Annotated in this window: 23 protein-coding genes; 16 read left to right on the top strand and 7 right to left on the bottom strand. The window is 72.0% G+C overall.

What is annotated here, in order from left to right; translation table 11 throughout:
- Positions 1-63: 63 nt before the first annotated feature.
- Positions 64-711: a response regulator gene (locus KIK09_RS44815; RefSeq protein ID WP_214325643.1), complete on the bottom strand. Its 648-nt coding sequence runs from the start codon at positions 709-711 to the stop codon at positions 64-66.
- A 90-nt stretch (positions 712-801) separates the two neighbouring features.
- Here KIK09_RS44815 and KIK09_RS44810 point away from each other — a divergent pair, with 90 nt between their 5' ends.
- Positions 802-1,473 (top strand): ABC transporter ATP-binding protein, encoded by a 672-nt coding sequence (locus tag KIK09_RS44810; protein ID WP_214325642.1) that lies wholly within the window; start codon positions 802-804, stop codon positions 1,471-1,473.
- On the top strand, positions 1,470-3,377 hold the full coding sequence (locus KIK09_RS44805; RefSeq protein ID WP_214325641.1) for an FtsX-like permease family protein: 1,908 nt from the start codon (positions 1,470-1,472) through the stop codon (positions 3,375-3,377). The genes KIK09_RS44810 and KIK09_RS44805 overlap by 4 nt, the downstream gene beginning before the upstream one ends.
- Positions 3,378-3,386: 9 nt before the next feature.
- Here KIK09_RS44805 and KIK09_RS44800 read toward each other — a convergent pair whose 3' ends face one another.
- The gene (locus KIK09_RS44800) at positions 3,387-4,388 is read right to left on the bottom strand and encodes an LLM class F420-dependent oxidoreductase (RefSeq protein ID WP_214325640.1); all 1,002 of its coding nucleotides are present in this window, start codon (positions 4,386-4,388) and stop codon (positions 3,387-3,389) included.
- A gap of 125 nt (positions 4,389-4,513) precedes the next feature.
- Between KIK09_RS44800 and KIK09_RS44795 the strand changes: the two genes are divergently transcribed.
- Entirely contained in the window at positions 4,514-5,911 is a 1,398-nt protein-coding gene (locus tag KIK09_RS44795) for a sulfatase family protein (protein WP_214325639.1), read from the top strand.
- On the opposite strand, the gene KIK09_RS44790 is transcribed toward KIK09_RS44795, so the two are convergent.
- From KIK09_RS44790 to KIK09_RS44780, 3 genes are all read right to left on the bottom strand, one after another.
- Positions 5,873-6,757 carry a LysR family transcriptional regulator gene (locus tag KIK09_RS44790; RefSeq protein WP_214325638.1) on the bottom strand — a complete coding sequence of 295 codons (885 nt, stop codon included), beginning with the start codon at positions 6,755-6,757 and terminating at the stop codon, positions 5,873-5,875. The genes KIK09_RS44795 and KIK09_RS44790 overlap by 39 nt on opposite strands.
- 6 nt (positions 6,758-6,763) lie before the next feature.
- On the bottom strand, positions 6,764-7,501 hold the full coding sequence (locus KIK09_RS44785) for a type 1 glutamine amidotransferase domain-containing protein (protein ID WP_214325637.1): 738 nt from the start codon (positions 7,499-7,501) through the stop codon (positions 6,764-6,766).
- A 67-nt stretch (positions 7,502-7,568) separates the two neighbouring features.
- Complete coding sequence (locus tag KIK09_RS44780) at positions 7,569-8,252, bottom strand: FadR/GntR family transcriptional regulator (RefSeq protein ID WP_250574776.1); 684 nt, start codon at positions 8,250-8,252, stop codon at positions 7,569-7,571.
- Between the two features lie 70 nt (positions 8,253-8,322).
- Between KIK09_RS44780 and KIK09_RS44775 the strand changes: the two genes are divergently transcribed.
- Genes KIK09_RS44775 through KIK09_RS44765 form a run of 3 tightly spaced genes read left to right on the top strand, consistent with a single transcriptional unit; the run spans position 8,323 to position 11,007 of the window.
- Positions 8,323-9,048 carry a (Fe-S)-binding protein gene (locus KIK09_RS44775; RefSeq protein ID WP_214325635.1) on the top strand — a complete coding sequence of 242 codons (726 nt, stop codon included), beginning with the start codon at positions 8,323-8,325 and terminating at the stop codon, positions 9,046-9,048.
- Positions 9,048-10,451: a lactate utilization protein B gene (locus KIK09_RS44770; RefSeq protein WP_214325634.1), complete on the top strand. Its 1,404-nt coding sequence runs from the start codon at positions 9,048-9,050 to the stop codon at positions 10,449-10,451. The genes KIK09_RS44775 and KIK09_RS44770 overlap by 1 nt, the downstream gene beginning before the upstream one ends.
- A complete protein-coding gene (locus tag KIK09_RS44765; protein ID WP_214325633.1) occupies positions 10,438-11,007 on the top strand; it encodes a LutC/YkgG family protein in 570 nt (189 codons plus the stop codon). Before KIK09_RS44770 ends, KIK09_RS44765 begins: the two co-directional genes overlap by 14 nt.
- Here KIK09_RS44765 and KIK09_RS44760 read toward each other — a convergent pair.
- Entirely contained in the window at positions 10,997-11,974 is a 978-nt protein-coding gene (locus tag KIK09_RS44760; RefSeq protein WP_214325632.1) for a baeRF2 domain-containing protein, read from the bottom strand. The two genes, KIK09_RS44765 and KIK09_RS44760, sit on opposite strands and share 11 nt — an antisense overlap.
- 77 nt (positions 11,975-12,051) lie before the next feature.
- On the opposite strand from KIK09_RS44760, the gene KIK09_RS44755 reads away from it, so the two are divergent.
- The 8 genes from KIK09_RS44755 (at position 12,052) to KIK09_RS44720 (ending at position 22,330) form a co-directional block, all read left to right on the top strand.
- Positions 12,052-13,134, top strand: a complete 1,083-nt coding sequence (locus tag KIK09_RS44755; protein WP_214325631.1) for a GNAT family N-acetyltransferase — start codon at positions 12,052-12,054, stop codon at positions 13,132-13,134.
- Between the two features lie 84 nt (positions 13,135-13,218).
- Positions 13,219-14,394, top strand: coding sequence for a bifunctional cobalt-precorrin-7 (C(5))-methyltransferase/cobalt-precorrin-6B (C(15))-methyltransferase (locus KIK09_RS44750; RefSeq protein WP_214325630.1), 1,176 nt, complete (start codon positions 13,219-13,221; stop codon positions 14,392-14,394).
- Positions 14,395-14,460: 66 nt separating this feature from the next.
- Positions 14,461-15,306: a sirohydrochlorin chelatase gene (locus KIK09_RS44745; RefSeq protein ID WP_214325629.1), complete on the top strand. Its 846-nt coding sequence runs from the start codon at positions 14,461-14,463 to the stop codon at positions 15,304-15,306.
- Complete coding sequence (gene cobT, locus KIK09_RS44740; protein ID WP_214325628.1) at positions 15,306-16,373, top strand: nicotinate-nucleotide--dimethylbenzimidazole phosphoribosyltransferase; 1,068 nt, start codon at positions 15,306-15,308, stop codon at positions 16,371-16,373. The genes KIK09_RS44745 and cobT overlap by 1 nt, the downstream gene beginning before the upstream one ends.
- A 150-nt stretch (positions 16,374-16,523) precedes the next feature.
- A complete protein-coding gene (gene speB / locus KIK09_RS44735; RefSeq protein ID WP_250574775.1) occupies positions 16,524-17,537 on the top strand; it encodes an agmatinase in 1,014 nt (337 codons plus the stop codon).
- Between the two features lie 82 nt (positions 17,538-17,619).
- Positions 17,620-18,852, top strand: coding sequence for a uroporphyrinogen-III C-methyltransferase (gene cobA, locus KIK09_RS44730; RefSeq protein WP_214325627.1), 1,233 nt, complete (start codon positions 17,620-17,622; stop codon positions 18,850-18,852).
- Positions 18,849-20,720 carry a GTPase gene (locus KIK09_RS44725; RefSeq protein WP_308164687.1) on the top strand — a complete coding sequence of 624 codons (1,872 nt, stop codon included), beginning with the start codon at positions 18,849-18,851 and terminating at the stop codon, positions 20,718-20,720. The genes cobA and KIK09_RS44725 overlap by 4 nt, the downstream gene beginning before the upstream one ends.
- Positions 20,717-22,330, top strand: a complete 1,614-nt coding sequence (locus KIK09_RS44720) for a P-loop NTPase family protein (RefSeq protein WP_214325626.1) — start codon at positions 20,717-20,719, stop codon at positions 22,328-22,330. The genes KIK09_RS44725 and KIK09_RS44720 overlap by 4 nt, the downstream gene beginning before the upstream one ends.
- Positions 22,331-22,335: 5 nt before the next feature.
- Here KIK09_RS44720 and KIK09_RS58540 read toward each other — a convergent pair whose 3' ends face one another.
- Positions 22,336-22,692 carry a metallophosphoesterase family protein gene (locus KIK09_RS58540; protein ID WP_250574774.1) on the bottom strand — a complete coding sequence of 119 codons (357 nt, stop codon included), beginning with the start codon at positions 22,690-22,692 and terminating at the stop codon, positions 22,336-22,338.
- A 117-nt stretch (positions 22,693-22,809) separates the two neighbouring features.
- Here KIK09_RS58540 and KIK09_RS44710 point away from each other — a divergent pair, with 117 nt between their 5' ends.
- A complete protein-coding gene (locus tag KIK09_RS44710) occupies positions 22,810-24,297 on the top strand; it encodes a single-stranded DNA-binding protein (RefSeq protein ID WP_214325625.1) in 1,488 nt (495 codons plus the stop codon).
- A gap of 538 nt (positions 24,298-24,835) precedes the next feature.
- Positions 24,836-25,876 carry a GGDEF domain-containing protein gene (locus tag KIK09_RS44705; protein ID WP_250574773.1) on the top strand — a complete coding sequence of 347 codons (1,041 nt, stop codon included), beginning with the start codon at positions 24,836-24,838 and terminating at the stop codon, positions 25,874-25,876.
- Positions 25,877-26,568: the final 692 nt, after the last annotated feature.

Genomic DNA, 26,568 nt, shown 5'->3' with positions numbered 1-26,568 from the left:
GTCTCCCCCCGGGCCATGCGCTGAGGTCTTGAGTCACTTCTATCCAGCAGACACCGTTGTTAATCAGCTCACCACACCGGATTCCCACGCCCAGGCCGCTATACCCACCCGATTTCGGACACCGAGTTTCGCCTGGATGCTGCCCAGATGCGTCTTGATCGTCGACAGCGAGACGAACAGCTCGGCGGCCGCCTCCTGGTTGGTCCTGCCGCGCGCGATCAGCCGCACCACGTCGAGCTCGCGCTCGGTCAGCGGGTCGCTCAGCGGCGGCAGGCTGGGCTTGGGCTGGGCCAGGTGCTTGAGCAGCCGTACGGTCACCGAGGGGGAGACCAGCGCGTCACCCACGGCCGCCGCCCTGACCGCCTCGATCAGCAGCGTGGGCCCGCTGTCCTTGAGCAGGAAGCCGGTGGCGCCGGCGCGCAGCGCGCCGTAGACGTACTCGTCCAGGTCGAACGTGGTCACGATGACCACCCGCATCGGGCTCTCCACGCCGGGGCCGGCCAGCGCCCTGGTCACCTCCAGCCCGTCCAGCTTGGGCATCCGGATGTCGAGCAGGCACACGTCGGGCCGCAGCCGCCTGGCCTCGGACACCGCCTCGGCGCCGTCGGCCACGGCCGCGACCACCTCCATGTCCGGCTGGGCGTCCAGGATCATCTGGAAGCCGGTCCGCACCAGCTCCTGGTCATCGGCGATCAGCACGCGAATAGTCACGCACCCCACTCTAAGATCGGCCGTTCGGCCGATGAGCCCTGGACACCTGGCCGATCCGCCCGCCGGGGCCCGATCAGCAGGCTGGACGCCATGAATGACGTACTCGTGGGACAGGCCCTGGCCAAGCGCTTCGGCCAGACGGTCGCCCTGGGCGGGGTGGACATCGCGGTGCGGGCGGGCGAGGCCGTGGCGATCATGGGCCCGAGCGGTTCGGGCAAGTCGACCCTGCTGCACTGCCTGGCGGGCATCATGAAGCCGGACTCGGGCGAGGTGCACCTGCTCGGCCAGCGCATCGACGCGATGCGCGAGCGCCAGCGCAGCGCCCTGCGCCGCACCCGCTTCGGCTTCGTCTTCCAGTTCGGCCAGCTGCTGCCCGAGCTGCCCGCCGAGGAGAACGTGGCCCTCCCGCTCATGCTCGGCGACGTGCCGAGAGCCCAGGCCGTACGGCAGGCCAGGGAGTGGTTCGGCCCCCTCGGCCTGCAGGGCATGGAGACCCGGCGACCGGGCGAGCTGTCCGGCGGGCAGGCGCAGCGGGTGGCCATCGCCAGAGCGCTGGTGACCAAGCCGGCCGTGGTGTTCGCCGACGAGCCCACCGGCGCGCTCGACCAGAACACCGGCCAGGAGACGATGCGGCTGCTGGTGGAGGCCACCAAGCACAACGGCGCCTCCCTGATCGTGGTCACCCACGACCCGAACGTGGCCGGCTGGTGCGACCGCACGGTGGAGGTCCGCGACGGCAGGCTGCTGGTGGCCGCGGCATGAACCTGAACCTGACCTGGCGGCTGCTCAAGGGCGGCGGCATGCTCGGGACCTGGCTGACGCTCGGCGCGGTGGCGATCTCCACCGCGCTGCTGCTGTTCGCGGTGGCGGCCAACTTCGCCTTCGCCGCCAGGGGCGAGCGCGGGGCCTGGCGCAACCCGGTGGCGGCCGCCGACCCGGTGGCCGTCGAGGCGCCCCGCTACGACTACGTGCGCGACAAGCCGATCACGGTGATCGACCTGGCCGCGCTGCGCTCCGGCGTGCGGCCGCCCCCCGGCATGGACAACTTCCCCCAGCCCGGCGAGGTGTGGCTGTCGCCCGCGCTGGCCAAGCTGGCCCGCGAGCTGCCCGCCGACCAGCTCGCCGACCGCTACAAGGGCGTCAAGGGCGTGCTCGGCGACGACGCGCTGGTGTACCCGGACGAGCTGGTGGCCGTCGTGGGGCACCGCCCTGACGACCCGGCCATGACCGCCAAGCGCTCGCTCGCCGCCGCGCCCGCCCCTCCCGCGAAGATCGCGAACTTCGACGGCAGGTTCTCCGACGAGGCGCAGGGATACCGCATCCTCGCGCTCATCGCCAGCGTGCTCATGGTGGTACCGCTGCTGGTCTTCGGCGGCGCGGCGGCCAGGCTCACCGTGGCCAGGCGCGACCAGCGGCTGGCGGCGCTGCGGCTGGTGGGCGCGACGCCCGGCCAGGTGGTCGGCATGACCGCGGCCGAGGCGGTGATCGTCGCCTTCGCCGGCAGCCTGCTCGGCACCGCCGCCTACGCCGTGGCGACGCCGCTGCTCAGCCGCATCCCGATGCAGGGCGGCGCCTGGTTCGCCGGCGACCTGTGGCCGCACCCGCTGGCCATGCTGGGCGTGCTGGTGGCCGTGCCGCTGCTGGTGGGCCTGTCGGCCGTGGTCGGGCTGCGGCGCGTGGTGGTCAGCCCGCTGGGGGTGGCCAAGCGGGAGACGCCGCCCGGCATGAAGGCGATCAGGGTGGTCGTGCTGCTGGCCGTACTGGCCGCGTTCCCGCTGCTGAGCAGGCAGGCCAGCGTCGCGATCGTCGCGGGGGCGATCGGGCTTGCGTTCCTGTGCATCAACCTGGTCGGTCCGTGGGTGGTGGGCGTCATCGGGCGGATCACCGCCAAGGGCGCCCGCCGTCCAGGGCGGCTGCTGGCGGGGCGGCGGCTCATCGACGACCCGCGCTCGGCCTGGCGCACGGTCAGCGGCGTGGCCATGACCGGCTTCGTGGCCGGGTTCCTCGGCCTGCTGAACCCCGGGGCGCTGATCGGGAACACCGTCGACGGCCAGCTCAGCGTGACGGCGCCCGCCTCGGCCGTCGAACAGGCGCGGCAGCGGCTGCAGCAGGCCGGGGTGACGGCGACCGTCGCGGCCCAGAAGAAGAGCGTCGTGGCCGCGCTCGGCACCGGCGTCGACCCCGCCACGATGGACAAGGCGCGGACGGCTCTGTCCGACCTGTCGCCCGGGCACACGCCCACCACCCCGGCCGACATCGACCGGGTGGGCGTGCAGGTCTTCTCCGACATCGGGGCCGGCACGGTGATCGTGCTGTCGGTGTCGTTCCTGGTGGCGATCGCCAGCGCGGGGATCACCGCGGCCTCCTCCGTCCTGGACCGGCGGCAGACCTACGCGCTGCTGCGCCTGGCGGGCACGCCGCTCGAGGTCCTGGACAGAGCCAGGCGCGCCGAGACACTGATCCCGCTGACGGTCATGGGCGGCGGCGCGATCCTGGTCGGCTTGTTCTGCGCGGTGCCCTTCATGATGGGCGGGATGAGCGTCGGCGGCGTCGTCACGCTGGTCACCTGCGTGGTCGCCGGCTTCGCCGGCGTCATCGGCGCCGGCGCCCTCAGCAAGCCCCTCCTCCGCGCCGTAACCACCGACCCCGCCCCCCGCCCGGACTAGCCCGACCGGTCAGGACAGGACGAGGTCGCGGATGGTGCGGAGGGAGTTCTCGTCGCGGGGGCCCATGATCAGCAGGCTGGTGACGGGGGAGTCGTGCCAGGCCTGCAGGCGTTCCTTGATGCGGGCCGGTGGCCCGACCAGGGAGATGCCGTCGGCGAGCTCGTCGGGGATGGCCTCGAAGGCCTCCTGCCTGCGCCCGGCCAGGTAGAGCGACTGGATGTGGGCGGCCGCCTCGGCGTAGCCCATCCGCCCGATGATGTCGGCGTGGAAGTTGCGCTGCTTGGCGCCCATCCCGCCGATGTAGAGCGTCAGCATCATCTTGACGCCGTCCAGCGCGGCCCTGATGTCGTTGGAGATGACGACCATGACCATGGCCGCGATGTCGAAGTCCGGCTTGCGGCCGCTCAACGCCTCGCCGTACATCTGCGTGATCTTGCCGGGGAAGGCGAACAGCGGTAACCAGCCCTGGGCGATCTCCGTGGCGAGCGCGACGTTCTTGGGACCCTCCGCGCCCAGGTAGACGGGGATGTCGGGGCGCGGCGGGTGGGTGATGAGCTTGAGCGGCTTGCCCAGCCCGCCGGGCAGCGGCAGCGGGTAGTGCACGCCGTCGGAGGTGACCGGCGCCTCGCGCCGCCACACCTGCCGCATGATCTCCACGTACTCGCGGGTCCTGGCCAGCGGTTTGGCGAACGGCTGGCCGTACCAGCCCTCGACCACCTGCGGGCCGGAGGCGCCGACGCCGAGCAGCAGCCGGCCGCCGCTCAGCGCGTCCAGGGTCATCGCGGTCATCGCGGTGGTGACCGGCGGGCGGGCCGACAGCTGGGCGATCGAGGTGCCCAGCTTGATGCGGGTGGTTCGGGCGCCGTACCAGGCCAGCGGGGTGAAGACGTCGCTGCCGTAGGCCTCGGCGGTCCAGACCGAGTCGTAACCGAGCCGTTCCGCTGCCAGGACGGTCTCGGTGGCGTCGTCGGGGTCGCGCTGCCAGTAGCCGAGGTTCAGGCCGAGCTTCATGAGACACCTCCGGAATTAAGTTCTATTAGTGCCGCAGGTAAGCTTGAGTGTCAATGTGAGGTCTTTCGGGGAAGTCACTTTCTGTGCTCAAGGGTCTCCGACGGCTGCTCTGTCTGCTGCCACTCATGATCACGGCCGCCATTCCGGCGGCGGCCGAGGGGGAGGCGCGGGCCCCCAAACCGAACATCATCTTCGTCCTCACCGATGACCTGGACAGCGGCACGCTGCAGTACTTCCCCAACATCACGCAGCAGCTGGTACGGCAGGGCGCCTCGTTCGACCGCTTCTTCGTGACGAACTCCTGGTGCTGCCCGTCGCGCTCGTCGATTCTGCGCTCCCAGTACGTCCACAGCCACGGCGTCTGGACCAACACCCCGCCCGAGGGTGGTTTCGACCGCTTCTACGCGCTAGGCCTGGAACGTTCCACGATCGGCACCTGGATGACCCAGGCCGGCTACCGGACCGGACTGATGGGCAAGTACCTCAACCACTACCCGGGCACGAGCGCCCCCGAGACGTACGTGCCGCCGGGCTGGAACGAGTGGGACGTCCCGGTCCGCAACCTCTACCAGGAGTACGGCTACCGCCTCAACGAGAACGGCAAGCTGGTCGACTACGGCTGGTCGGAGGCCGACTACCTGTCCGACGTGCTGTCCCGCAAGGCCCGCGACTTCATCACCACCTCCAAGCAGCCCTTCTTCCTCTACCTGGCGCCGATCGCCCCGCACAACCCGAACAACCCGGCGGTCCGCCACATGAACGCCTTCCCCGACGCCCAGGCGCCGCGCACGCCGGACTTCAACCAGGCGGACGTGTCGGCCGAGCCGCAGTGGCTACGCAACCTGCCCATGCTGCACGAGGACGGCATCGCGCGCGTCGACGAGCGCTACCGCGCCAGGCTGCGCTCCATGCTCGGCGTGGACGACATGGTCGGCTCGATCGTCGGGACCCTGCAGGCGGCGGGCAAGCTCGACGACACCTACATCTTCTTCAGCTCCGACAACGGCTTCCACCTGGGCACCCACCGGCTCAGGCAGGGCAAGACCACCCCGTTCGACGAGGCCATCAGGGTGCCGCTGGTGGTGCGCGGGCCGGGGATCAAGGCCGGTTCGGTGATCAAGGACATGGCGGACACGGTCGACCTGTCGCCGACGTTCGCCGCCCTGGGCGGCGCCGCCACACCGTCCTTCGCCGAGGGGCGCTCGCTGCTGCCGGTGCTGCAGGGTCAGCATCCGGAGACGTGGCGGCACAACGCGCTGATCGAGTTCACCCGCCCGAGCAGCGCCGCCTCGGCCAGGCAGACGCCGGTGCCGCCCTACACGGCGCTGCGCACCGAGCAGTACACCTACGTCAAGTACGACACCGGGGAGACCCAGCTCTACGACCTGGCCAAGGACCCCTGGGAACTGCACAACATCGCCGCCACCGCGGATCCCGCGCTGCTGCGGAACCTGGACACCCGCCTGGAGGCGATGCACACCTGCTCAGGGACGAACTGCACGGTCGCCGACACCCGCCAGTAGGGCGAACTCCCTGATCCGCTCGTTCTCCGCCGAGCGCAGCCAGCACAGCGCGGCCCTGGCGGGCGGCATCCCGGTCACCGGGACGTAGGTGACGCGCGGATGGCCGTAGTGCTCGACGAGCGTGGTGCACGTGACGAAGCCGCACCGGCCGTCGGCCACGTGCGCCAGCATCTCGTGATGGCTCGCGGCCACCGGCCCCGGCGGGATGGGACGGCCCGACGGCGTGGTGGCCGGAGGCCAGAAAGTCGCCCGCAGCTCGGCGGGCACGCCCGCGTGCGGCTGCACGATCGGCAGGCCCGCCAGATCCTCCAGCGACACGCTCTCCCGCCGCGCCAGCGGATGCGCCCGCGCGATCGCCAGCACCCGGGCCGACTCGCCAGGCACCGTGACCGCGGCCAGGTCGGGCTGCTCGACGGGCCACAGCGTGACCTGCACGTCCACCTCGCCGCGCCGCAGCGGACCGAACAGGTCCCCCCAGTGGATCTCGGCCAGCTCCACCGGCCCGCGGTAGGCGGCCAGCACCGGGCTCAGCGCCTCACTGTAGGCGCCCAGGAACCCGATCCGCAGCCCGCGCGCCGACCGGCGCGCCTCCGTGACCGCCTCCCGCAGTTCGGCGTAGGCGGGCCTGGCCCGGTCCCTGAGCCGCACGCCCAGCGGGGTCAGCGAGACCCGGCGGCTGGTCCGCTCGAACAGCCGCCCGCCCACGCGCCGCTCGAGCGACCGGATGAGCTGGCTGACCCGGGGCTGCGTGATGAGCAGCCGGTCGGCGGTCCTGCCGAAGTGGAGCTCCTCGGCCAGCGTGAGGAACGCCTCCATCGCGGCCAGATCGACGCGTTCCTCCTCCATGGCCCCCTATTGTCCCAGGGCCTGGATCACCAGTCGCGCGGCGGCCACCCCGGAGTACTGCTGCTGCCCCGTGATCAGCAGCCCATCCCGTACGGCGTGCGGGCGGAACCGCCCGGCCACCACGAAGTTGGTGCCCGCCAGCTCCTTGGCCTGATCCTCGATGCGGAACGGCTGGATCCGCTGCCCGACGTAGTCGTCGGCGTAGTCCTCCTCGGAGTTGGCGAACCCGGTCCACGTCTTGCCCGCCACCAGCAGCTCCCCGTCGGACAGCCGCGTCTTCAACAGGATGCAGGTGGCGTGGCACACCACCGCCGTGATCTTCCCCGCCTGGTGGAACCGGGCGGCCAGCTCGTGCACCCGGGTGTCGTCGTGGAAGGTGTACATCGGCGCCTGGCCGCCGACGAGGAACACGGCGTCGTAGGAGTCCAGGTCCAGCTCCGACAGCGCCGGGGTCTTCTCCACCAGCGCCGAGTGCCGTGGTGAGGTGATGAAGCCCAGGCTGAGCAGGTCGTCGGCCGAGTAGCCGGACTCGTCGCGAGGGTCGCTCCACGAGTCGGCCTGGAGCGCTCCACCGTCGGGGCTGGCGATGTCCACCTGGTAGCCGTGCTCGGTGAACTCCCAGTACGGATGGGTCAGCTCGGCCCACCAGAACCCGATCGGCCAGCCCGTCTGGCCGGAGACGGCCGGGTTGGAGGCCACCATGAGGATCTTCCTGGGCTCGCGGATGTCAATGGTCGCAGTCATGGTGCGACCCTGCCGGAGCCCCGGAGCGCCATCAATGGCGGGATTCGTACCGATCGAGAAGCCCTGCTTATCGATCCCAGAGCGCCGGGTAGGCGTGCTCCAGGTGCGCGGTCACCGCCGCGGCCGCCTCGTCGGCCGAGCCCGCGCGGATGGCCTCCATGATGCGCCGGTGGTCGGCCTGCAGGACCGCGGTGTCGCCGAGGCTCTCGACGGCCTCGACCGCGTAGTGCCGCATCGTGTCGCGCAGCGACCGCATGATCGCGGCGATGAGCCGGTTGCCCGAGGCGTCGGCGATGGCGCAGTGGAAGGCCGTGTCGTGCTCGACGAACTCCTCCGCCGACCCCGCCGCGTCCATGCCCGCGATCGCCCCGGCCAGCGCCTGGGTGTCGGCCCGGGCGACGGCGGCGCGCGTGGCGGCCCACCGCTCGATCATCAGCCGGGTGTCGATCACCTCGCGCAGCTCGAGCCCGGCCAGCCCGAGGTGCAACCGCAGCAGGTCGGTCAGCGCGCCGTCCGGCCTGGAGGTCAGGATGGCCCCCGCGTCGGGGCCGCGCCCGACCTGCGAGGAGACCACGCCGAGCGTCTCGAGCACGCGCAGCGCCTCCCGTACCGACGAGCGGCCGACCCGCAGCTGCTCGGCCAGTTGCCGCTCGCCGGGCAGCCGGTCGCCGACGGTCAGCCCGTCCTCGACGATGCGCCGCTCGATCTGCGCCAGCACCCCTTCGAAGGTCCGCGTCCGCCGCTCGGCCATGGGCGTCCCCCCTTGTCGCGATGTATGGTCTGACCATACTGTGGTCTGACCATACTTTGGAAGGAGTGCCGTGAGAGTCGCCCTGTTCATCACGTGTGTGAACGACACGCTCTTCCCCGGCACCGGCAAGGCCGTCGTGAAGCTGCTGCGCAGGCTCGGCGTGGACGTGGACTTCCCCGCCGCGCAGACCTGCTGCGGCCAGATGCACGTCAACACCGGCTACCGCGAGGAGGGCGTACGGCTCGCGCGCCACTTCACCGAGGTGTTCGCCGGCTACGACGCCGTGGTCGCCCCGTCCGGCTCCTGCGCGGCCATGGTCCGCGAGCAGTACCCCAAGCTGGTACGGCAGGGCAGCAGGGGAGCCGCGGCGATCGCCGAGGTGGCGCCGAAGGTCTACGACCTGTCCGAGTTCCTGATCGACGTCCTCAAAGTCGACGACGTAGGCGCATATTTCCCGCACCGGGTGACATATCACCCGACGTGCCATTCGCTGCGCGGGCTGCACCTGGGCGACCGCCCCACCCGGCTGCTCAGCCACGTCAAGGGGCTGACGCTGGTGCCGCTGGGCGCGGCCGACGAGTGCTGCGGCTTCGGCGGCACCTTCAGCGTGAAGAACCCGGCGATCTCGGCGGCCATGTGCGCCGACAAGGTCCGCAACGTCCTGGACACCGGCGCCGAGGTCCTGTGCGCCGCCGACAACTCGTGCCTGATGCACATCGGCGGCGCCCTCGGACGCCAGCGCACCGGGGTACGCGTCATGCACCTGGCCGAGATCCTGGCCTCAGGAGGGGAATGATGGCAGGCACCTTCCTCGGCATGCCGGGAGACTTCCCGCGGAACTCGGCGGCAGCCGTACAGGACTCCCAGCTCAGGCACAACCTGCGGCGGGCGACGCACACGATCCGCGACAAGCGCGCCCGAGCCGTGGCCGAGCTGCCCGACTGGCAGGAGCTGCGGGCGGCGGGCAAGGCGATCAAGGACCACACGCTGAGGAACCTCGACCGCTACCTGGTCCAGCTGGAGGAGGCGGTCACCAGGGCGGGCGGGCACGTCCACTGGGCCGTCGACGCCGCCGAGGCCAACCGCATCGTGACCGACCTGGTCAAGGCCAAGGGCGAGACCGAGGTCGTCAAGGTCAAGTCCATGGCCACCCAGGAGATCGGGCTCAACGAACACCTGGCCAAGGAGGGCATCACCGCCTACGAGACCGACCTGGCCGAGCTGATCGTGCAGCTCGGGGACGACTTCCCCTCGCACTTCCTGGTCCCGGCGATCCACCGCAACCGCTCGGAGATCCGCGAGATCTTCCTGGCGAAGATGGCCGAATGGGGCCGCCCGGCGCCATCCGACCTCACCGACGACCCGCCCGCGCTGGCCGAGGCCGCCCGGCTGCACCTGCGCGAGCGCTTCATGACAACCAAGGTCGGCGTCTCCGGCGCGAACTTCATGATCGCCGAGACCGGGACGCTGGTGGTGCTGGAGTCCGAGGGCAACGGCCGGATGTGCCTGACGCTGCCCGAGACGCTCATCAGCGTGGTCGGCATCGAGAAGCTGCTGCCCACCTGGCGCGACCTGGAGGTCTTCCTCCAGCTGCTGCCGCGCAGCTCCACGGCCGAGCGGATGAACCCCTACACCAGCACGTGGACGGGCGCGGTCGAGGGCCAGGAGTTCCACCTGGTGCTGCTCGACAACGGCCGCACCGGCGTGCTCGCCGACGAGGTCGGCCGCCAGGCGCTGCGCTGCATCCGCTGCTCGGCCTGCCTGAACGTGTGCCCGGTCTACGAGCGCGCCGGCGGCCACGCCTACGGCTCGGTCTATCCGGGACCGATCGGCGCGATCCTGACCCCGCAGCTGCGCGGGATGAGCTCGCCCATCGACGCCTCGCTGCCGTACGCCTCCTCGCTGTGCGGCGCCTGCTTCGAGGCCTGCCCCGTCGCGATCGACATCCCCGAGGTCCTGGTCGACCTGCGCGCCAAGGCCCCGCACTCGCCGGTTGAGCGCGCGGGCATGAAGGTCGCGGGGTGGATCTTGAACAAGGACGTACGGCTGGCCAAGGCGCAACGCCTGGCGACCCGCTTCCGCAAGCTGGCGCCCAGACGTCTGCCGGGTCCCCTGTCCGCCTGGACCGACACCAGGGACCTGCCCGAGATCCCGGAAGAGTCGTTCAGAGATTGGTGGGAGCGCGATGGGCGCGCGTGAGGAGATCCTGGCCAGGGTACGGCAGGCCGTCGCGGGAGCCCCCGAGGTGGAGATCCCGCGCGGCTACCGGACCACGATCCCGATCGAGGACCTGGTGGGCCGCTTCGCCGAGCGGGTGGACGACTACCGGGCGACCGTCCACGTGGTGCCGTCCGCCGACGTGCCCGCCAAGATCGCCGAGCTGACCGCGGGGCGCAGGATGGTCATCCCCGACGGGCTCGCGGAGGAGTGGCGGCCCGCCGTACCGGAGAGCGACCTGGCCAGGGCCGACGGCGTGATCACCGGCTGCGCGGTGGGCATCGCCGAGACCGGCACGATCGTGCTCGACGCCGGTCCCGGCCAGGGCACCCGGGCACAGACGCTGCTGCCCGACTACCACCTGTGCGTGATACGCGCCGACCAGGTCGTGGCGGGCGTGCCGGAAGCCGTGGCCCGGCTCGATCCGGCCGACCCGCTGACCTGGATCAGCGGGCCGTCGGCGACCAGCGACATCGAGTTCAACCGGGTCGAGGGCGTGCACGGCCCCCGCACGCTCGAGGTGATCATCAGTACCTGACGACCGCGACCACGTCCGCCAGGTCAGGACAGAACCACAGCTCGGCGTCCGTCATCGCGGCGGCCCTGACCACGGCGGAGTCGGCCCGTTCCGGCACCGGGTGCTCCACACCCCAGCGCCGCAGCTCCGACCTGTCGGGTGAGAGCTGGGTGGAGCCGGGGCCGATCCAGATCTCCTCGGCCAGCTCGCCCGGCATCAGGACCGCGTGCGCCCTGCCCTCCCGCAGCGCCCTGCCCACCTGGGTCAGGCCGCGTGGGCCCGCGGTGGCCTCGTAGCGCTCGAGCAGCTCGGCGCGGCGCCGGTCGAGCCAGCCGTCCAGCGCGGTCTCCGCGTCGCGCGCGAAGTCGGCGTGGGTGCCGTGCTCGACCATGAGTACCCGGTCGGCTGCCTTCGTGCCGAGCCGGTCGCACAGCAGCGAACGGGGACGTGGCTCGCCCGCCACCACGACCAGCTCGACCCCCAGCCTGCGCACCTGCTCGTCGACCTCGTGGGCGGCGACCACCGCGTCGTAGGCCCCGTCCTCGTACCGCACGCGCGACCAGCCGCCCCGAGCCGTCTTCTGCAGCGGCCAGGTGGAGGCGGAGTCCGTCGCCTTGCGGGGCGAGCCGCCACCGACCGCCGTCAGCTCGGCTCCGGCCTGGTCCACGATCACCCGCAGGTGCGGCACGTTCTCCCCGCGCAGCATCAGCATCGGAGCGATGCGCGGCAACGGCGACCACTCCACGCTTTCCACGGGCGGCCCCATGAACGCCTCCGCCAGCACGACCTCCCCGTGCGCGGCGAACATCGCCCGCCCCGCGGCGGGCTGGATGGCCTCCTTCTCCAGCGCGTCCAGCGTGTGGGGGTCGGCCTCGGACAGCCGGTCGCGCAACTCACGCCAGTGTGCCTCTCCCTCGGGTCCCGCCAGATACACCGAGGCGTACGGACCAGGCCTTTCATACAGCGGCCGGATGAAATCGAGCCGCACAGCCATCACCTCCGCTTCTACATGCGCCCGTACCCCTAGATTCCCTCGCAAACCTTGCCCGCTGTAGCCTCCGAGACGTGTTCGACGCAGATGTCAGGATCACCACGGACCGCCTGGTCCTGCGGCCGTTCCGGCCCGACGACGCCGACCGGATCCGGTCGATCGTGACCTCGGGCATGCAGTTCCTCCCCCCGGGCACGCCCGCCCAGCCGGCCGGCGTCGCCCAGTGGCTGGCCACCGGCGTGCACGAACTGTGGCGCACCGGCCAGGGCGTGCACCTGGCCATGGTGGAGGAGGACACCGGCGTGGTCGGCGCCATCAGCCTGTTCAAGACCTCGTGGGGCGCGGGCACCACCGAGGTGGGGTACGGCGTGCACCCCCTGTACCGGGGCCGCGGCTTCGCCACCGAGGCCGTGCGCGGGCTCGTGGACTGGATCTTCGCCACCACCGAGCTGCGCAGGGTGGACCTGACGGCCAACCTGGACAACGTGGCCTCGCTCCTCGTGGCGCGCAAGGCGGGCTTCACCTGGGAGGGCGTCGTCAGGGGCGGCGCCATGGAGGACGACGGGCCGCACGACCTGGTGATCTTCGGGCTGCTGCGCGGCGACAGCCGTACGCCGTCCAAGGCCCTGCCCAGGACGGAGCTGCGCTCGTCGCGGCTGAGGCTGCGGCCGCTCGGCGAGGCGGACGTGCCGGACCTGGCCGCGACAGGCGCCGACGAGCTGACCCGGGCCAACACGGGCGTGCCGCGCGGCTACAACAGGCACGACGCGGCCGCGTTCGTGGCGATGTCCGAGCGGATGCGGCTGCGCGGGCACGGCATCGCCTTCGGCGTCGAGGAGCTGGCGAGCGGCCGCTTCGTGGCCAACGTCGACCTGCGCGACCTCGACTGGGGCAACCTGACCACCGAGGTGGGCTACATGGTCGCGCCCTGGGCCAGGGGCAACGGCTACGCGGGTGAGGCCGTCGTGACCATCGCCCGCTGGCTGTTCGGCGAGCACGGCTTCCGCCGGATCCAGCTGCGCGCGGCCGTGTCGAACACGGCCTCGCAGCGGGTGGCGGAGAAGGCGGGCTTCACCAGGGAGGGCGTGGCGCGCAACGCGCTGGACGGCCAGGACCTGGTGGTCTACGGCCTGACCCCGGGCGATCTGGGCCTGTGACGCCGGAACCACAGAACTGGCCTTCGCACCCCTTGGTGAAACACCTCGGCAGCCGTCACTCTTGGTGGTGAGGCGGTGAGTGCCATGATCACGGTTGTCGGGTGGGACGGATCGGACCTGTCGGCCAAGGCCCTGGCGCGGCTGCACGCGGCGGAACTCGTCGTCGGGCCCGACGACGTCCTGGCCCATCTGGATCTCAAGGCCAGGAGAGCCGGCGCCGACGACCTGCTCGGCACCCTCGACGCCCACCTGGAGCGCGGCGAGGGCGACGCCGTCGTGGTCGCGCAGGGTGATCCCGGCCTGTTCGGCGTCGTCGGCGAGCTGCGCGCGCACGGCATCAAGCCCGAGGTGGTGCCCGCCGTCTCGCTCGTCGCCCGCGCCTTCGCCGGGACCGGGCTGAACTGGGAGGACGCCCTGGTGGTCGCGCCGCGCGGGCCCGAACAGCTGCCCAGGGTGGTCAACGCCTGCCGCGCGCACCACAAGGTCGCGGTCCTGGTCGCGCCCGGCGCCGGGCCGGGCGAGATCGCCAGGGAGCTCGCCCCGACCACGCCCCGCGCCCTGATCGTGTGCGAGGACCTGGGCGGCCCCGACGAGCGGATCACCCACAGCCGCATGGGCGAGGCCACCACCCGCCCGTGGAAGGACCCCGACGTGGTCCTCGTCCTCGACCCGCTGCACAAGCCCAGGCAGGCCGGCTGGATCGCGGGCGCACAGCCGGGGCCCGCCGAGTGGGCGCTGCCGTTCGAGCGCGGGCTCCCGCCCGTGGTCAGGGCGTTCGTGCTGGCCAAGCTCGGCCCCCGGCTCGGCGACCTGGTCTGGGACGTGGGCGCGGGCTCCGGCGAGATCGCCGTCGAGTGCGCCAGGCTCGGCGCCGCCGTGATGGCCGTCGAGCGCGACGAGCGGTCCTGCGCCCGGCTGCGCACCACCGTGCTCGAGCACGGCGTCAAGGTGGCGCTGACGCGCGGCCAGGCCCCACCCGCGCTCGAACCGCTGCCCGACCCCGACGCGGTGTTCGTGGGCGGCGGCGGCGCCGACGTGATCGTCGCCTGCGCTGCGCGCGGGCCGCGCTCGCTGGTCTGCGCGCTGAAGACCGTCGAGCAGGTGCCCGCCGTCCTCGACCGGCTGCGCGAGCACGGTTACCGGGCCAAGGGCACCCAGATCGGCGCCGCCGAGCTGAGCGTGCTGCGCGGCGGCTCGCACACGCTGAGCGCCGCAGACCCCGTCTTCGTTGTCCACGCCGTGCCTGGTCAAGCGGGGTGACCTGTCCAGCAGTGCTGCCAATCGGTTATCCTCGCGTGTCTGTCTACGCAGGAGATCCCCTACAACATGAAGCCGCCGCTGCTGCTCATCGGGCAGGGCTCGAACGACGACGCCGACTCCGCGGAGTTCGGCAGATTCGTCCACCGGCTCCGCTGCCGCCTCGATCAGACCGCCGCCGATGTCTCCGGGGGTTACCTCGAGCGTGCCACTCCCCGGCTGAGCGAGTCCGTCGCCTCCCTCGTCGCCCGCGGGCACCACCGCCTGGTGGCGCTCCCTCTCAGCCTGAACAGGATGGGAGAGGAGTTCCCCGCCGCCATGGCGCTGGAGCAGGAGAGGCACCCCACCCTCATGTACGACTACGGCCGTCCCCTCGGCCCTGACCCCCGCGTGCTGGCGCTGCTGGCCGAGCGCCTCAACGACGCCGCCGCCGAGATGCCCAAGCTGCGTCCCCTCGAGCTGGTCGGCGGCCGCCCCCGGCTGCGCGCGGTCGACTCGATCCCCGTCGAGGAGCTGCCCCACCACGTCGACCCGGGCGAGACCGCCGTCGTGCTGGTCGGCGAGGGCTCGACCGACCCGGCAGCCAACGCCGAGATCCACCGGGTGTCGCGGCTGTTCTGGGAGACCCACGCCTACGACTTCATGACCGTCGAGACGGCGTTCGTCTCCGTCACCCCGCCCGGCGTGCCCGGCGGGCTCGAGCGCTGCCGCCGCCTGGGGGCCAAGCGCGTCATCGTGGTGCCCTACCTGCTGTTCGCCGGCGGCATGCTGGAGCGGGTCTGGGCGCAGGCGCTGGCCTACGGCGCCGGACACCCCGACCTCGACATCCGCTGCGCCGAGGTGATCGGCGACTGCGAGACCCTGGCCGACGTGGTCATCGACCGCTACGAGGAAGCACTCGAACTGGTGCAGTGATGTTGTCAGAGACGCTCGCCGCGATCAGGCCCGCCGACCCCCGCGCGCTGGCTGACGCCCGCGCCCATCAGGACCGCCTCACCAAGCCGCGCGGCTCGCTCGGCGCGCTCGAGGAGGTCGCCGTACGGCTGGCCGGGGCGGCGGGCACCTGCCCTCCGCCCATGCCGTCGCCCGCCGCGCTGGCCATCTTCGCGGCCGACCACGGGGTGCACGCCCAGGGCGTGAGCCCCTGGCCGCAGGAGGTCACCGCGCAGATGGTGGCCAACTTCCTGGCCGGCGGCGCCGTGGCCAACTCCTTCGCCGCCCAGGCGGCCGCCTCCGTCACCGTCGTTGACGTCGGCATCGCCACGGACCTTCCGCCGGGCTTCGCGGGCTTGCCCGCCCTGGTCGACCACAAGATCGCCCGGGGCACTGCCGACCTGTCGCTCGGCCCCGCCATGTCGCGCGACCAGGCGGTCGCCGCCGTCGAGGCGGGCATCTCCGTGGCCCGCGCGCTGGTGTCGTCCGGGGCGCGCTGCCTGATCACCGGCGATATGGGCATCGCCAACACCACCGCCTCGGCCGCGCTCATCTCCGCCTTCACCGGGCACGATCCCGCCCGGGTGACCGGGCACGGCACGGGCATCGACGAGGAGACGTACGCGCACAAGGTCGCGATCGTCCGCCGCGCCCTGGAGGTCAACTCCTTCGACGTGGCCGACCCGCTGAGCGTGCTCGCCGCCGTGGGCGGGTTCGAGCACGGGGCCATCGCCGGGTTCGTGCTGGGCGGGGCGGCGCTCGGGGTGCCCGTCATCCTGGACGGCGTGATCGCCGGGTCAGCCGCGCTGGTGGCCGCCGCGCTGGCGCCCGCCGTCGTCGACCACTGCGTGGCCGGTCATCGTTCTGCCGAGCCGGGGCACGCCGCGGCGCTCGGCCATCTCGGGCTTCGGCCGCTCGTCGACCTCGAGCTGCGGCTCGGCGAGGGCACCGGCGGGCTGCTGGCCCATCCGCTGGTGTGCGCGGCCGTGCGGGTCATGCACGAGGTCGCCACGTTCGATTCCGCCGGGGTCACGGACAAGACCGGCTAGGCGGGTTCCGTTCGCGACGTCACGGCGGGATCCTGCGCGCCCGGCCGGCGTGGAAGCGACGGGCGGGGTGAGGTGTCGGCGGGGAGTGGGGGGTGCGGCTTGCCGTACTGCCTGAGAGGGCCGCACCGGAGAGATGTGAGGATGGACGGCATGAGTCGATATGGGGCGATGTTCGGGCCGGACATCACGTTCCTCGGTGTCGATCGGTGCGACGTCAACGACGCCTCGACGTACGCCGACGCCGACGTCGTGATCATCGGGGCGCCTTTCGACGGCGGCACCTCGAACCGGCCGGGCGCCCGGTTCGGGCCGAACGCGCTGCGGCAGGCCTGCTACCTGCCGCACGACGGGTCGCGGCCGAGCCTGGCGCTGCGCGTGGACGGGCTGAAGGACCTGCGCGTCTACGACGCCGGTGACGTCGAGATGTACTCGGGCGACGTCGAGACCTCGCTGTCCAGCATCGAGGAGGCCGTGCACAAGATCGCCTCGTCGGGGGCGATCCCGCTGATCCTGGGCGGCGACCACACCGTCGCGCTGCCCGACGCGCGCGGGACGGCCAGGGCGTTCACCGAGCGGCGCACCTCGATGATCCACTTCGACGCGCACGCCGACACCGGCAACATCCAGTTCGGCCACCTGCACGGCCACGGCACGCCGATGCGGCGGCTGATCGAGTCCGGGGCCATCCGCGGCGACCGGTTCCTGCAGATCGGGCTGCGCGGCTACTGGCCCGAGCCCGAGACGCTGGACTGGATGGCGCAGCAGCGGATGCGCTCCTACGAGATGACCGAGGTCGTCGCCCGCGGGCTGGAGGAGTGCCTGACCGAGGCGTTCGAGATCGCGCTCGACGAGTGCGACCAGATCTTCCTGTCGGTCGACATCGACGTCTGCGACCCCGGGCACGCCCCCGGCACGGGCACCCCCGAGCCCGGCGGGCTGACCGCCAGGCAGCTGCTCGACTCGGTCCGGCGCATCTGCTACGAGCTGCCCGTCGCCGGGATGGAGGTCGTCGAGGTCGCCCCGCCCTACGATCACGCGGACATCACCGCCTATCTCGGCAACCGGGTTATCCTTGAGGCGCTCTCGGCGATGGCCAGGCGCCGCAAGGACGCGGGTGGCGGGCCCGGCTGGAATCCTCTCCAGCCTCTTCTTGACGGCCGTTGACTCGTGCGAAGCAAAACTCTCGTAAGACCCGGTAGGTTTGCCTCCTAACACACAACCTTCGCGAACCTGGAGATTGCCCGCCATGGGTCCCTACCTCCTCGGCCTGCGGCTTGACGGCCGCCGGGTGCTCGTCGTGGGCGGCGGCCGTGTCGCCCAGCGCAGGGTGCCCGCGCTGCTCGAGGCCGGCGCCCTGGTCACCGTGGTCTCGCCGAGCGTCACACCGGCCCTCGACGACCTGATCGCCACGGACAGGATCACCTGGCACGCCCGCCCGTACGAGGTGGGCGACTGCGACGGCGCCTGGCTGGTCCAGGCGTGCACGTCGGCGCGGGAGGTCAACGCGCAGATCGCCGCCGAGGCCGAGGCCAAGCGCATCTGGTGCGTACGCGCCGACGACAGGGACGCCTCGGCCGCGTGGACCCCCGCCTCCGGCAGGGTCGACGAGATCACCGTGGCCGTCACCGCCGGCGGTGACCCGCGCAGGGCGGCGGGGATCAGGGACGCGGTGGTCGGCGCGCTGCGCGACGGCACTGTCGACGCGCGGCGCAACCGCACCAAGCCCGTCGGCGTCGCCCTGGTCGGCGGCGGTCCCGGCGATCCCGGGCTGATCACCGTGCGCGGCCGTCAGCTGCTCGCGCAGGCCGACGTGGTGGTGGCCGACCGGCTAGCGCCGCGGGCCCTGCTCGACGAGCTCGCGCCCGACGTCGAGCTGATCGACGCCGCCAAGGTCCCGTACGGCAGGGCCCTGGCGCAGGACGCGATCAACACCGTGCTGATCGACCGGGCACGGCAGGGGAAGTTCGTGGTCCGGCTGAAGGGCGGTGACCCCTTCGTCTTCGGGCGCGGCGGCGAGGAGATGCTCGCCTGCGCCCGGGCCGGGATTCCGGTGCTGGTGGTGCCCGGCATCACCAGCGCGGTTGCGGTACCGGCGGCGGCCGGGGTTCCTGTTACGCATCGGGGAGTAAGTCAAGAGTTCCACGTCATTTCCGTACACGTGGCGCCGGATGATCCGCAGTCGACCGTCGACTGGCCCGCTCTTGCCAGGTCACAGGGCACGTTGGTGCTGATGATGGCCGTGGAGAGGCTGGGGAGAGTGGCCGAGGCCCTGCTCCGAGACGGACGTTCGCCGGAAACTCCCGTAATGGTGGTACAGGACGGTACCCTTCCGACCCAGCGGGCGGTTACCGCCTCGCTATCCACCGTGGCCGACCGCGTGTCCGCGGCTGGGATACGGCCGCCGGCGATCGTCATCGTCGGCGAGGTCGTCAGGGTCGGCCAGGAGGTCGAGATGGTTCGAGCGGAGCGCTTGCCGTGAACACGGCCATGGACGACGGGCGCCAGGAGTCGGCAGGGGAGCAGACTCTTAGCTTCGGGGTTGTCCGGGATGAGGACGTCGTGGACGACGTCCGGGAGGACGCTGCGCCTCCCGAAACTTCCGAGGTGTCCGACGAGGTCGCCGAGCCGGAATCGGATTCGGAAGATGATTCCGATCCGCCTGATTCCGATACGCCTGCCGTACCGGAGGACGGCGTGCGGGAGGAGGCGCTGCCCGCCGAGGCCGCCGAGGCGCTGACCGGCGCGCTCGACCAGCTGCGCGAGAGCATCGCCGACATGCGCTTCGGGCTGGACCTGCCGGGCGTGGAGGAGGCCAGGAAGACGCGCGCGGACCTGCTGGCCCAGCTCCAGGACTACGTGATCCCCCGGGTGCGCACCAGCGCCGCCCCGGCGCTCATCGTGATCGCGGGTTCGACGGGCGCGGGCAAGTCCACGCTGGTCAACTCGCTGGCCGAGAAGAACGTCTCGCGCACCGGCGTCCGCCGGCCCACCACGGGGACTCCGGTGCTGGCCTGCCACCCCGACGACCAGCCCTGGTTCTCCGGCGGCGAGCTGCTCGGCGGGCTCCAGCGCCTGGACAAGCCCACCCGGGAGTCCGGCACCGACGGGCTGGTCGTGGTGCCGACCGAGAAGCTGCCGCAGGGCGTGGCGCTGCTCGACACCCCCGACATCGACTCGGTCGTCGAGGAGCACCACGGGATCGCCCACCGCATGCTCGACGCCGCCGACCTGTGGATCTTCGTGACCACGGCCGCCCGCTACGCCGACGCCCCCGCCTGGAACCTGCTGCGCCTGGCCAAGGAGCGCGGAGCCCGGCTGGCGATCGTGCTGTCGCGGGTGCAGCCCCGCTCGCGCGAGGTGGTGATGAAGCACTTCGTCCGCATGCTGTCGGAATACGGCCTGGGGGAGATCGACCGCTTCGTCATCCACGAGTCCGACGTCGCGGACGGCCGCCTGCCCGACAACGAGGTCACCGACCTGCGGCTCTGGCTGGCCGAGCTGTCCGTCGACGAGGAACGCCGCGCCCAGGCCGTGCAGGAGACGCTCAGCGGCGTGCTCAACAGCTTCCGCACCCGGGTGCCCGCGCTGGCCCGCCACCTGGAGGGCCAGGTCGCCTTCCGCGCCGAGCTGCGCACCGACGTCGAGGCCGCCTACATGGGCGCGCTCGCCGAGATCGACCAGGCCTTCCGCGCCGGCCAGCTGCTGCACGGCGAGGTGCTGGCCCGCTGGCAGGACTTCGCCGGCTCCGGCGATCTGACACGCTCGATCATGCTGCGCAAGCGCGGCAAGGCGGCCAAGCAGGGCCCCGAGCGGATCACGGCGTTCCGCGCCGCGCTGCGCGCCGGCATCGAGTCGGTGATCGTGTCCGCCGCCAACCGCGCCGCCGAGGAGGTCGTCGCGCGCTGGCGGCACCGCTCCGAGCTGGGCGCCACGCTCAGCGCCGGCCTCGAACGCCCCTCCGACGAGCTGGTACGGCACGCCGGCCGGGCCATCGCCGCCTGGCAGGAGCACGTGACCGAGCTGGTGCGCACCGAGGGCGTGGCCAAGCGCACGGTGTCGAAGGTGGTGCAGTTCGACGCCGACTCGCTGTCACTGATCTTCATGGTCGCCATGTTCAGCGGCACCGCGGAAGGCGTGCCGCACCGGCTGGTCAACGCGCTGCTCGGCGCCGAGTCGCTGCGCGGCATCGGGGCCAAGGCGCTCAGCGACCTGCGCGCCAGGATCGGCATGCTGTTCGACGAGGAGTCCATGCGCTACGTGCAGGCCCTCGATTCGGCGGGGATCCCCGATGAGGCCGCGGCGACCCGCCTCTACCAGGCAACGTACAACCTCGAGGTCGCTCGATGACGGTAATGACCACCAGGCAGGGGCTCGGGCCCCGGCTCAACGCCCTCAACAAGATCGTGGAGCTCGGACCGGGCAGGCTCGACCAGAAGCTCCTCACGGAGGCGGGCAACCTGCTGCTGCGGGCCGGTGACCGGCTCAAGCTGTCCTCCGACCACACCGTGGTCGCGCTCGCCGGAGGCACGGGCAGCGGCAAGTCGTCGCTGTTCAACGCCGTGTCGGGGCTCGAGCTGTCGCCCACCGGCGTGCGCAGGCCCACCACGGCGCGCACGCACGCCTGCGTGTGGGGCCTGGAGGGCGCGGGGCCGCTGCTCGACTGGCTGCAGATCCAGTGGCGCCACCGCTTCGCCCGCGCCTCCGCGCTGGACAAGGGCGAGTCGCAGCTGCACGGCCTGATCCTGCTCGACCTGCCCGACCACGACTCCATCAGGGCGCTCACCGACAACGAGGCCGACCGCCTGATCGGGCTGGCCGACCTGGTCGTGTGGGTGCTCGACCCGCAGAAGTACGCCGACGCCTCCACCCACCGCCGCTACGTCACCGAGCTGGCCGGGCACGACGCCGTCACCGTCTTCGCGCTCAACCAGGCCGACAAGCTCACCACCGAGGAGCTCGCCGAGCTGGTCATCGACCTGAACGACCTGCTGCGCCGAGAGGGCGTCGAGCACCCCACGGTGGTGCCCACCTCCGCGGTCACCGGGCGCGGCATCGACAGCCTCAAGAGCGTCATCGCCGGATCCGTCTCGCGCCGCCGGGCCGCCATCCAGAAGCTGGAGGCCGACCTCGACCGGCTCGAGCAGCGCCTGACGGACTCGATGCCGGTCGGCGAGGCGCCGTCCACCGTCGACGAGGCGCGCAGGCTGGGCCTGACGGACGCGCTGTGCGACGCCGTGGGCGTGCCCGCCGTCGGTGAGGCGCTGGAGAACGTCTACGCCGCCCGCTCCAAGCTGTGGACCGGCTGGCCGTACCCGCGCTGGATCGCCAAGCTGCGGCCCGACCCGCTGAAGAGCCTGCGCCTGGACGACCTGGGCGAGGAGATCCGCGGCATCACCACCGGCTCGGTCAGCGCCCAGTCGGCCGAGGTGAACAACGCCGTCCAGGCGCTGTCCGACGGGCTCTCCGCCGGCATGGCGCCCGTGTGGCGCTCGGCCGTCCACCACGCGGCCAGGTCCCGCTCGGCGCAGCTGCCGCAGGCGCTCACGGAGGAGCTGGCGGAGGTGGCGCCCGAGCTCGACCGCGTGCCCGGGTGGTGGCGCGTGCTCAAGATCTGGCAGTACGTCCTGGTGGTGGCGTTCGCGCTCGGCCTGGTGTGGCTCGCGGCCGGGCTCTTCCTCGGTGGTTCGCTGCCGTCCGGGCTGGAGCTCTTCGCCGACACTGCGGCGCTGCCCTGGGTCGGGCTCATGATGGCCTCGGTCCTCGGCCTCGGCGCGCTTTCGGCGGTCGCCTCCAAGAACTTCGTCGAGCTCGGTGCCTCGCGGGAGCGGGAGCGGCTCGAGCGCGAGATGCGGCGGAGGGTGGCGGCGGTTTCCGAGTCCATGGTGGTCGAGCCGGTGGAGCGCGAGCTGGGCCGCCACCAAGCCTTCTACACCGCCCTCAAGGGCCTGTCCGGCTGACCCCTTCACGGCAGGCTTTGGTACGGCAGGCCGTACCCGCTTGTCCGTTGCTGCGGCAGGCCGCACCCGTCGTCCCTACGCTCGGCGTAGCCCTCGTCGAACTCGTGGTTGCCGACCGCGGAGACCTGCACGCCGATCTTGCCCAGGAAGTCGACGGACGGTTCGTCGTGGAAGGCGGCCGAGATCAGCGGCGAGGCGCCGATCAGGTCGCCCTGGGCCACCTCGATCGTGTTCGCGTCCCGCAGCGCCTTCATGTGCGCGGCCACGTAGATGTGCGGTTGGACTTTCGCGCCGTCCCTACAGTGCGGACCCGTCATGCCCTTGGCAGGGCGGGTGGTACGGCGGGCCGTGGCGTCGTCCACAGCGCGCTAGCAGTGCTATCCCCAGAACGCCGCTCGGCGCCCTGACCCGCCCGCCCTACGGGAGAACCTGTTCCCGGTCCGCGGGCATCGGGGCCCGCCGCACTGGGAGGCACAGGGATGAACGACATCTACGTCACGCTCACCGGCAACGTCGCCGCCGAGCCGCGCCAGTACACCTTCGACGACGGTGTGAAGGTCACCTCGTTGCGGGTGCTGACCAACCATCGCTACTTCGACAAGAAGACCGGGCAGTGGACCGACGGGGAGCGGGTCGCGTTCGCCGTGCGCTGCTGGCGCGAGCTGGGCGACAACGTGGCCCAGTCGATCCGCGTCGGCCATCCCGTCGTCGTGCAGGGCAAGCTCCGCATCAGGGAGTTCGAGGGCGAGGAGGGCCGGCGCTTCATGGCCGAGGTCGAGGCCATCTCGGTGGGCCACAACCTGCGCTGGGGCACGGGCAGCTTCGCCAAGCCCGAACGCGGCGTCGCCACCCGCGAGCGCCGCGACCTCCTCGACGAGGACACCCAGGACTGGGCCATGACCACCGCCCCCGCCCGTGAGCTCGCCACCGCGTCCCGACCCGACGGCCGGCCAGGCCCCACCTGGCACCGCGACACCGCCCCTACGACCCACGTAGAGGTAGTGCCCCCAACCACTGCCGAGCCCGATCGCACAGCACCCCAGCCCATAGGCGCCCTGACCCGCACTACCTCACCGGCCGCCACTGCCTCACCGGCCGCCACTGCCTCACCGGCCGCCACTGCCTCACCGGCCGCCACTGCCTCACCGGCCGCCACTGCCTCACCGGCCGCCACTACCTCACCGGCCGCCACTGCCTCACCGGCCGACACCGCCTCCGCGGCAGCCCAGGCCTCCATCACCGCGGGCGACATCCTCGCAACCACCCCCGCCGGTACGGCTCACGAAGTCTGGCCCTCCACCGCCCACCCGCTCAGCGAGCCCGCCCCGCCACAGCACCGAAACAGCTCTCCCCTCGAAGCCCCCACCACGCTGCAGAACGGCGAGCAATCCGACGCGCCCCAGGACCGAGGCGGCGCCGACATGGCGACTGGTCCCGCAGTCGGGAACGTGCCGCAGAACGGCGAGCACTCCGACGCGCCCCAGGAGCGGGACGGCGCCGACGTAGCGGCTGGTCGCGCACGCAGGGACGCGCCGCAGAACGGCGGCGAGCCTGGGGCGGCGCGAGACCGAGGTGGGGTCGGCATGGCGGGCGGTCGCGACGGTGGCGACGTCGGCGCGGTGCGCGGTCGCGTGGGCGAGGACGGACCACAGAGCGCTGGGGAGCCTGGGGCGGTGCGGGAGCGAGGCGGTGTTGGGGCGGGCGGTCGCGTCGGTGGCGGCGGGGCGCAGAGTGGTGAGGAGCCTGGGGCGGGGCGAGACGGTGGGGGTCCTGTTGTGGAGGGGGACAGAGGGGCTGGTCCCGAGTCGGGGGGTGACGGGCGAGGTGCCGAGGTCATGGGGGTGCGGCGGCGCGGGCGGAAGGGTGGCGGCGCGCGGGAACGTGAGGCAGAGGTGGGGGCAGCGCGAGATGGCGGGCTGGAGGGAGACACCGGGAGGGCGGTGATGGAGGACCGGGTGGCCGCCTGAGGTGGAGGGGGCATCGGCCGACGCGATCGGTGTCCCCGAGTTCTGCTGAACCGTGCACCGAAAGGAGTGGCCGACGGCGTTGCCCGTGTCAGATGGCTAGAGCATCTGTCAGGTCCAGGTCACGCCCCGCACCATGGCTGCTCCTTTCCCAGCACGGCCCGCTCGCGGAGTGAGCGGCATCCCTTCGCAGCCACGTGGACGCACGTGGCCACGTTGCCCAAGGTAGCGGTTCCCGTCGCGCATCGCACACTCCGCAACTATTGTGTTACACATCGTTAGTCAGGGAGGAGACGAGATGGCGGCGACCAGTCACACCTCGGTCAAGTCTCGCGACGGTGTGTCAACACTGGCCGGTCGATGGCCGCTGCTTGGACAGCGGCGTCCGCTCGTGGTCTACCTATGCGGGATCGTAACTCTGGATCTCGCTGCGATTGTGGTGTTTGCGACATCTACCGATTTTCGCTGGCCTGACCTGCTGACCTTCCTGGCCCTGATGGGCTGCGGTGCCGTGTGCATCGAGGCCAGCCGCCGTCTTGGCATGCCGGCCGGCGTGTCGCGCGACCTGCTGTCGGCGTGGTGGCTGCCGGTGGTGTTGCTGCTGCCGCCGGTCTACGCGCTGTTCGCGCCGATCCTCCTCCAGGGTCTGCTGCAATTGCGTGTGCGGGCGACCGTTCTCTATCGCAGGGTGTTCAGCTCGGCTGCGATCGGTCTGGCCGGCTGTACGGCCTCGGTGGCGTTCCACTGGCTGGTGCCCGACCCGGCCGTGCTGGCGCGGGGCGAGGGATTGCCGATCGTTTTCGCGGTGGCGTGCGCGGTGCTGTTCGCCCTGCTCAACGCCGCCCTCATCGCGGTCGCCGCGCACACGGCCGACCCCGACACACGCTGGCGTGAGGTGCTGTGGGACCGGGAGAGCCTGCTGCTCGACGTGGTGGAGCTCTGCCTGGGCGTCACGGTGGCGATCGCCTCCGGCCTCAACCTGGCGCTCCTCGTGCTCGCGCTGCCGCCGGTGGTCCTGCTCCAGCGCAGCCTCCTGCACGCCCAGCTCCAGGCCGCCGCCCGCACGGATCCCAAGACGGGCCTGCTCAACGCGGCCGCCTGGCAGCGTGAGGCCGACACGGAGATCGTCCGTGCCCGCCGTACCGGGGAGACGCTGGCGCTGCTGATCATCGACATCGATCACTTCAAACGGGTCAACGACCGCCACGGCCACCTCGTCGGCGACCAGGTGCTGGTCGGGGTGGCGGCCACGCTGCGCAGCCAGCTGCGCGACTACGACGTCGTGGGGCGGTTCGGCGGGGAGGAGTTCGTGGTCCTCCTGCCGCGCGCCGACGTCCACGAGGCCCGCCGGGTCGCCGAACGCCTCAGGACCCGCATCGGCCGCATGGCCGTGCCCGCGGACGACGCCATGATCACCGTGACGATCTCGGCCGGGGTAGCGATCATGAGCGTCCACGGCGACGACCTCATCGAACTCCTCGCCGCCGCCGACCTGGCCCTCTACCGAGCCAAGGAACTCGGCCGCGACCGCATCTGCATCCCCGCCGTCCAACCCCCCAAACCCCCACCCCCCTCGCCCTAACCAGGCTCCCCACAAGACCACGCCACCCTCCCCCAGAGAGCTCCCACCTCACGGCATGCCCTCGCACGGGCCTGCATGCCGCACAGCGTGCCCGCCGTACGGGGTGCCCACCACACGGCGTGCCCGCTGCATGCGTGTCCGTCGTGTGGGGTGCTCGGGCTGGGGTGTCGGTTGCTTGGACGCGCGGTTGTACGGCGTGCGTCGCCGGTCTCGTGGCGGCCTGCAGGGACTTGGGCCACGCGGGGAAGCCTCGTCGCGGCGCTCTCTTGCGCAGGGGAGCGCGGAGCCTTGCTGCCAGGGCTCGCGCCGCATGGGTGCGTGCCGTACGGGGTGCCCACCACACGGCGTCCCGCCGCATGCGCGCCCGCCGTATGCGCGTCCGCCGTAAGGGGTGCTCAGGCTGGGGCGCCGATTGCTCGGGCGCGCGGCGGCTGTACGGCGTGCCTGCCGCGCGGGGTGCCTGCCGCACAGCGTTCCCGCCGTACGGGGTGCCGGCTGCATGCGCGTCTGTCGTATGGGGTGCTCGGGCTGGGGTGTCGGTTGCTTGGGGGCGCGGTTGTACGGCGTGCGTCGCTGGTCTCGTGGCGGACTGCAGGGACTTGGGCTACGCAGGGAAGCCTTGGCGTGGTGGTCTCGTGGGCAAGGGCGGCGCGCTGCTGTGGGGGTTGTTTCGGGTGGGTTGGGTGGCGAGG

Source organism: Nonomuraea sediminis (genome assembly GCF_018531495.1).
Lineage (GTDB): Bacteria > Actinomycetota > Actinomycetes > Streptosporangiales > Streptosporangiaceae > Nonomuraea > Nonomuraea sediminis.
The sequence above is the reverse complement of the archived record's forward strand: the minus strand, read 5'-3'. Positions and strand labels throughout refer to the sequence as shown.

Bases quoted from the DNA above. Each gene is read 5' to 3' on its own strand.
- KIK09_RS44810 (WP_214325642.1), top strand. From the start codon at position 802: ATGAATGACGTACTCGTGGGACAGGCCCTGGCCAAGCGCTTCGGCCAG.
- KIK09_RS44805 (WP_214325641.1), top strand. From the start codon at position 1,470: ATGAACCTGAACCTGACCTGGCGGCTGCTCAAGGGCGGCGGCATGCTC.
- KIK09_RS44800 (WP_214325640.1), bottom strand. From the start codon at position 4,388: ATGAAGCTCGGCCTGAACCTCGGCTACTGGCAGCGCGACCCCGACGAC.
- KIK09_RS44795 (WP_214325639.1), top strand. From the start codon at position 4,514: ATGATCACGGCCGCCATTCCGGCGGCGGCCGAGGGGGAGGCGCGGGCC.
- KIK09_RS44790 (WP_214325638.1), bottom strand. From the start codon at position 6,757: ATGGAGGAGGAACGCGTCGATCTGGCCGCGATGGAGGCGTTCCTCACG.
- KIK09_RS44785 (WP_214325637.1), bottom strand. From the start codon at position 7,501: ATGACTGCGACCATTGACATCCGCGAGCCCAGGAAGATCCTCATGGTG.
- KIK09_RS44780 (WP_250574776.1), bottom strand. From the start codon at position 8,252: ATGGCCGAGCGGCGGACGCGGACCTTCGAAGGGGTGCTGGCGCAGATC.
- KIK09_RS44770 (WP_214325634.1), top strand. From the start codon at position 9,048: ATGGCAGGCACCTTCCTCGGCATGCCGGGAGACTTCCCGCGGAACTCG.
- KIK09_RS44765 (WP_214325633.1), top strand. From the start codon at position 10,438: ATGGGCGCGCGTGAGGAGATCCTGGCCAGGGTACGGCAGGCCGTCGCG.
- KIK09_RS44750 (WP_214325630.1), top strand. From the start codon at position 13,219: ATGATCACGGTTGTCGGGTGGGACGGATCGGACCTGTCGGCCAAGGCC.
- KIK09_RS44745 (WP_214325629.1), top strand. From the start codon at position 14,461: ATGAAGCCGCCGCTGCTGCTCATCGGGCAGGGCTCGAACGACGACGCC.
- cobT (WP_214325628.1), top strand. From the start codon at position 15,306: ATGTTGTCAGAGACGCTCGCCGCGATCAGGCCCGCCGACCCCCGCGCG.
- speB (WP_250574775.1), top strand. From the start codon at position 16,524: ATGAGTCGATATGGGGCGATGTTCGGGCCGGACATCACGTTCCTCGGT.
- cobA (WP_214325627.1), top strand. From the start codon at position 17,620: ATGGGTCCCTACCTCCTCGGCCTGCGGCTTGACGGCCGCCGGGTGCTC.
- KIK09_RS44720 (WP_214325626.1), top strand. From the start codon at position 20,717: ATGACGGTAATGACCACCAGGCAGGGGCTCGGGCCCCGGCTCAACGCC.
- KIK09_RS44710 (WP_214325625.1), top strand. From the start codon at position 22,810: ATGAACGACATCTACGTCACGCTCACCGGCAACGTCGCCGCCGAGCCG.
- KIK09_RS44705 (WP_250574773.1), top strand. From the start codon at position 24,836: ATGCCGGCCGGCGTGTCGCGCGACCTGCTGTCGGCGTGGTGGCTGCCG.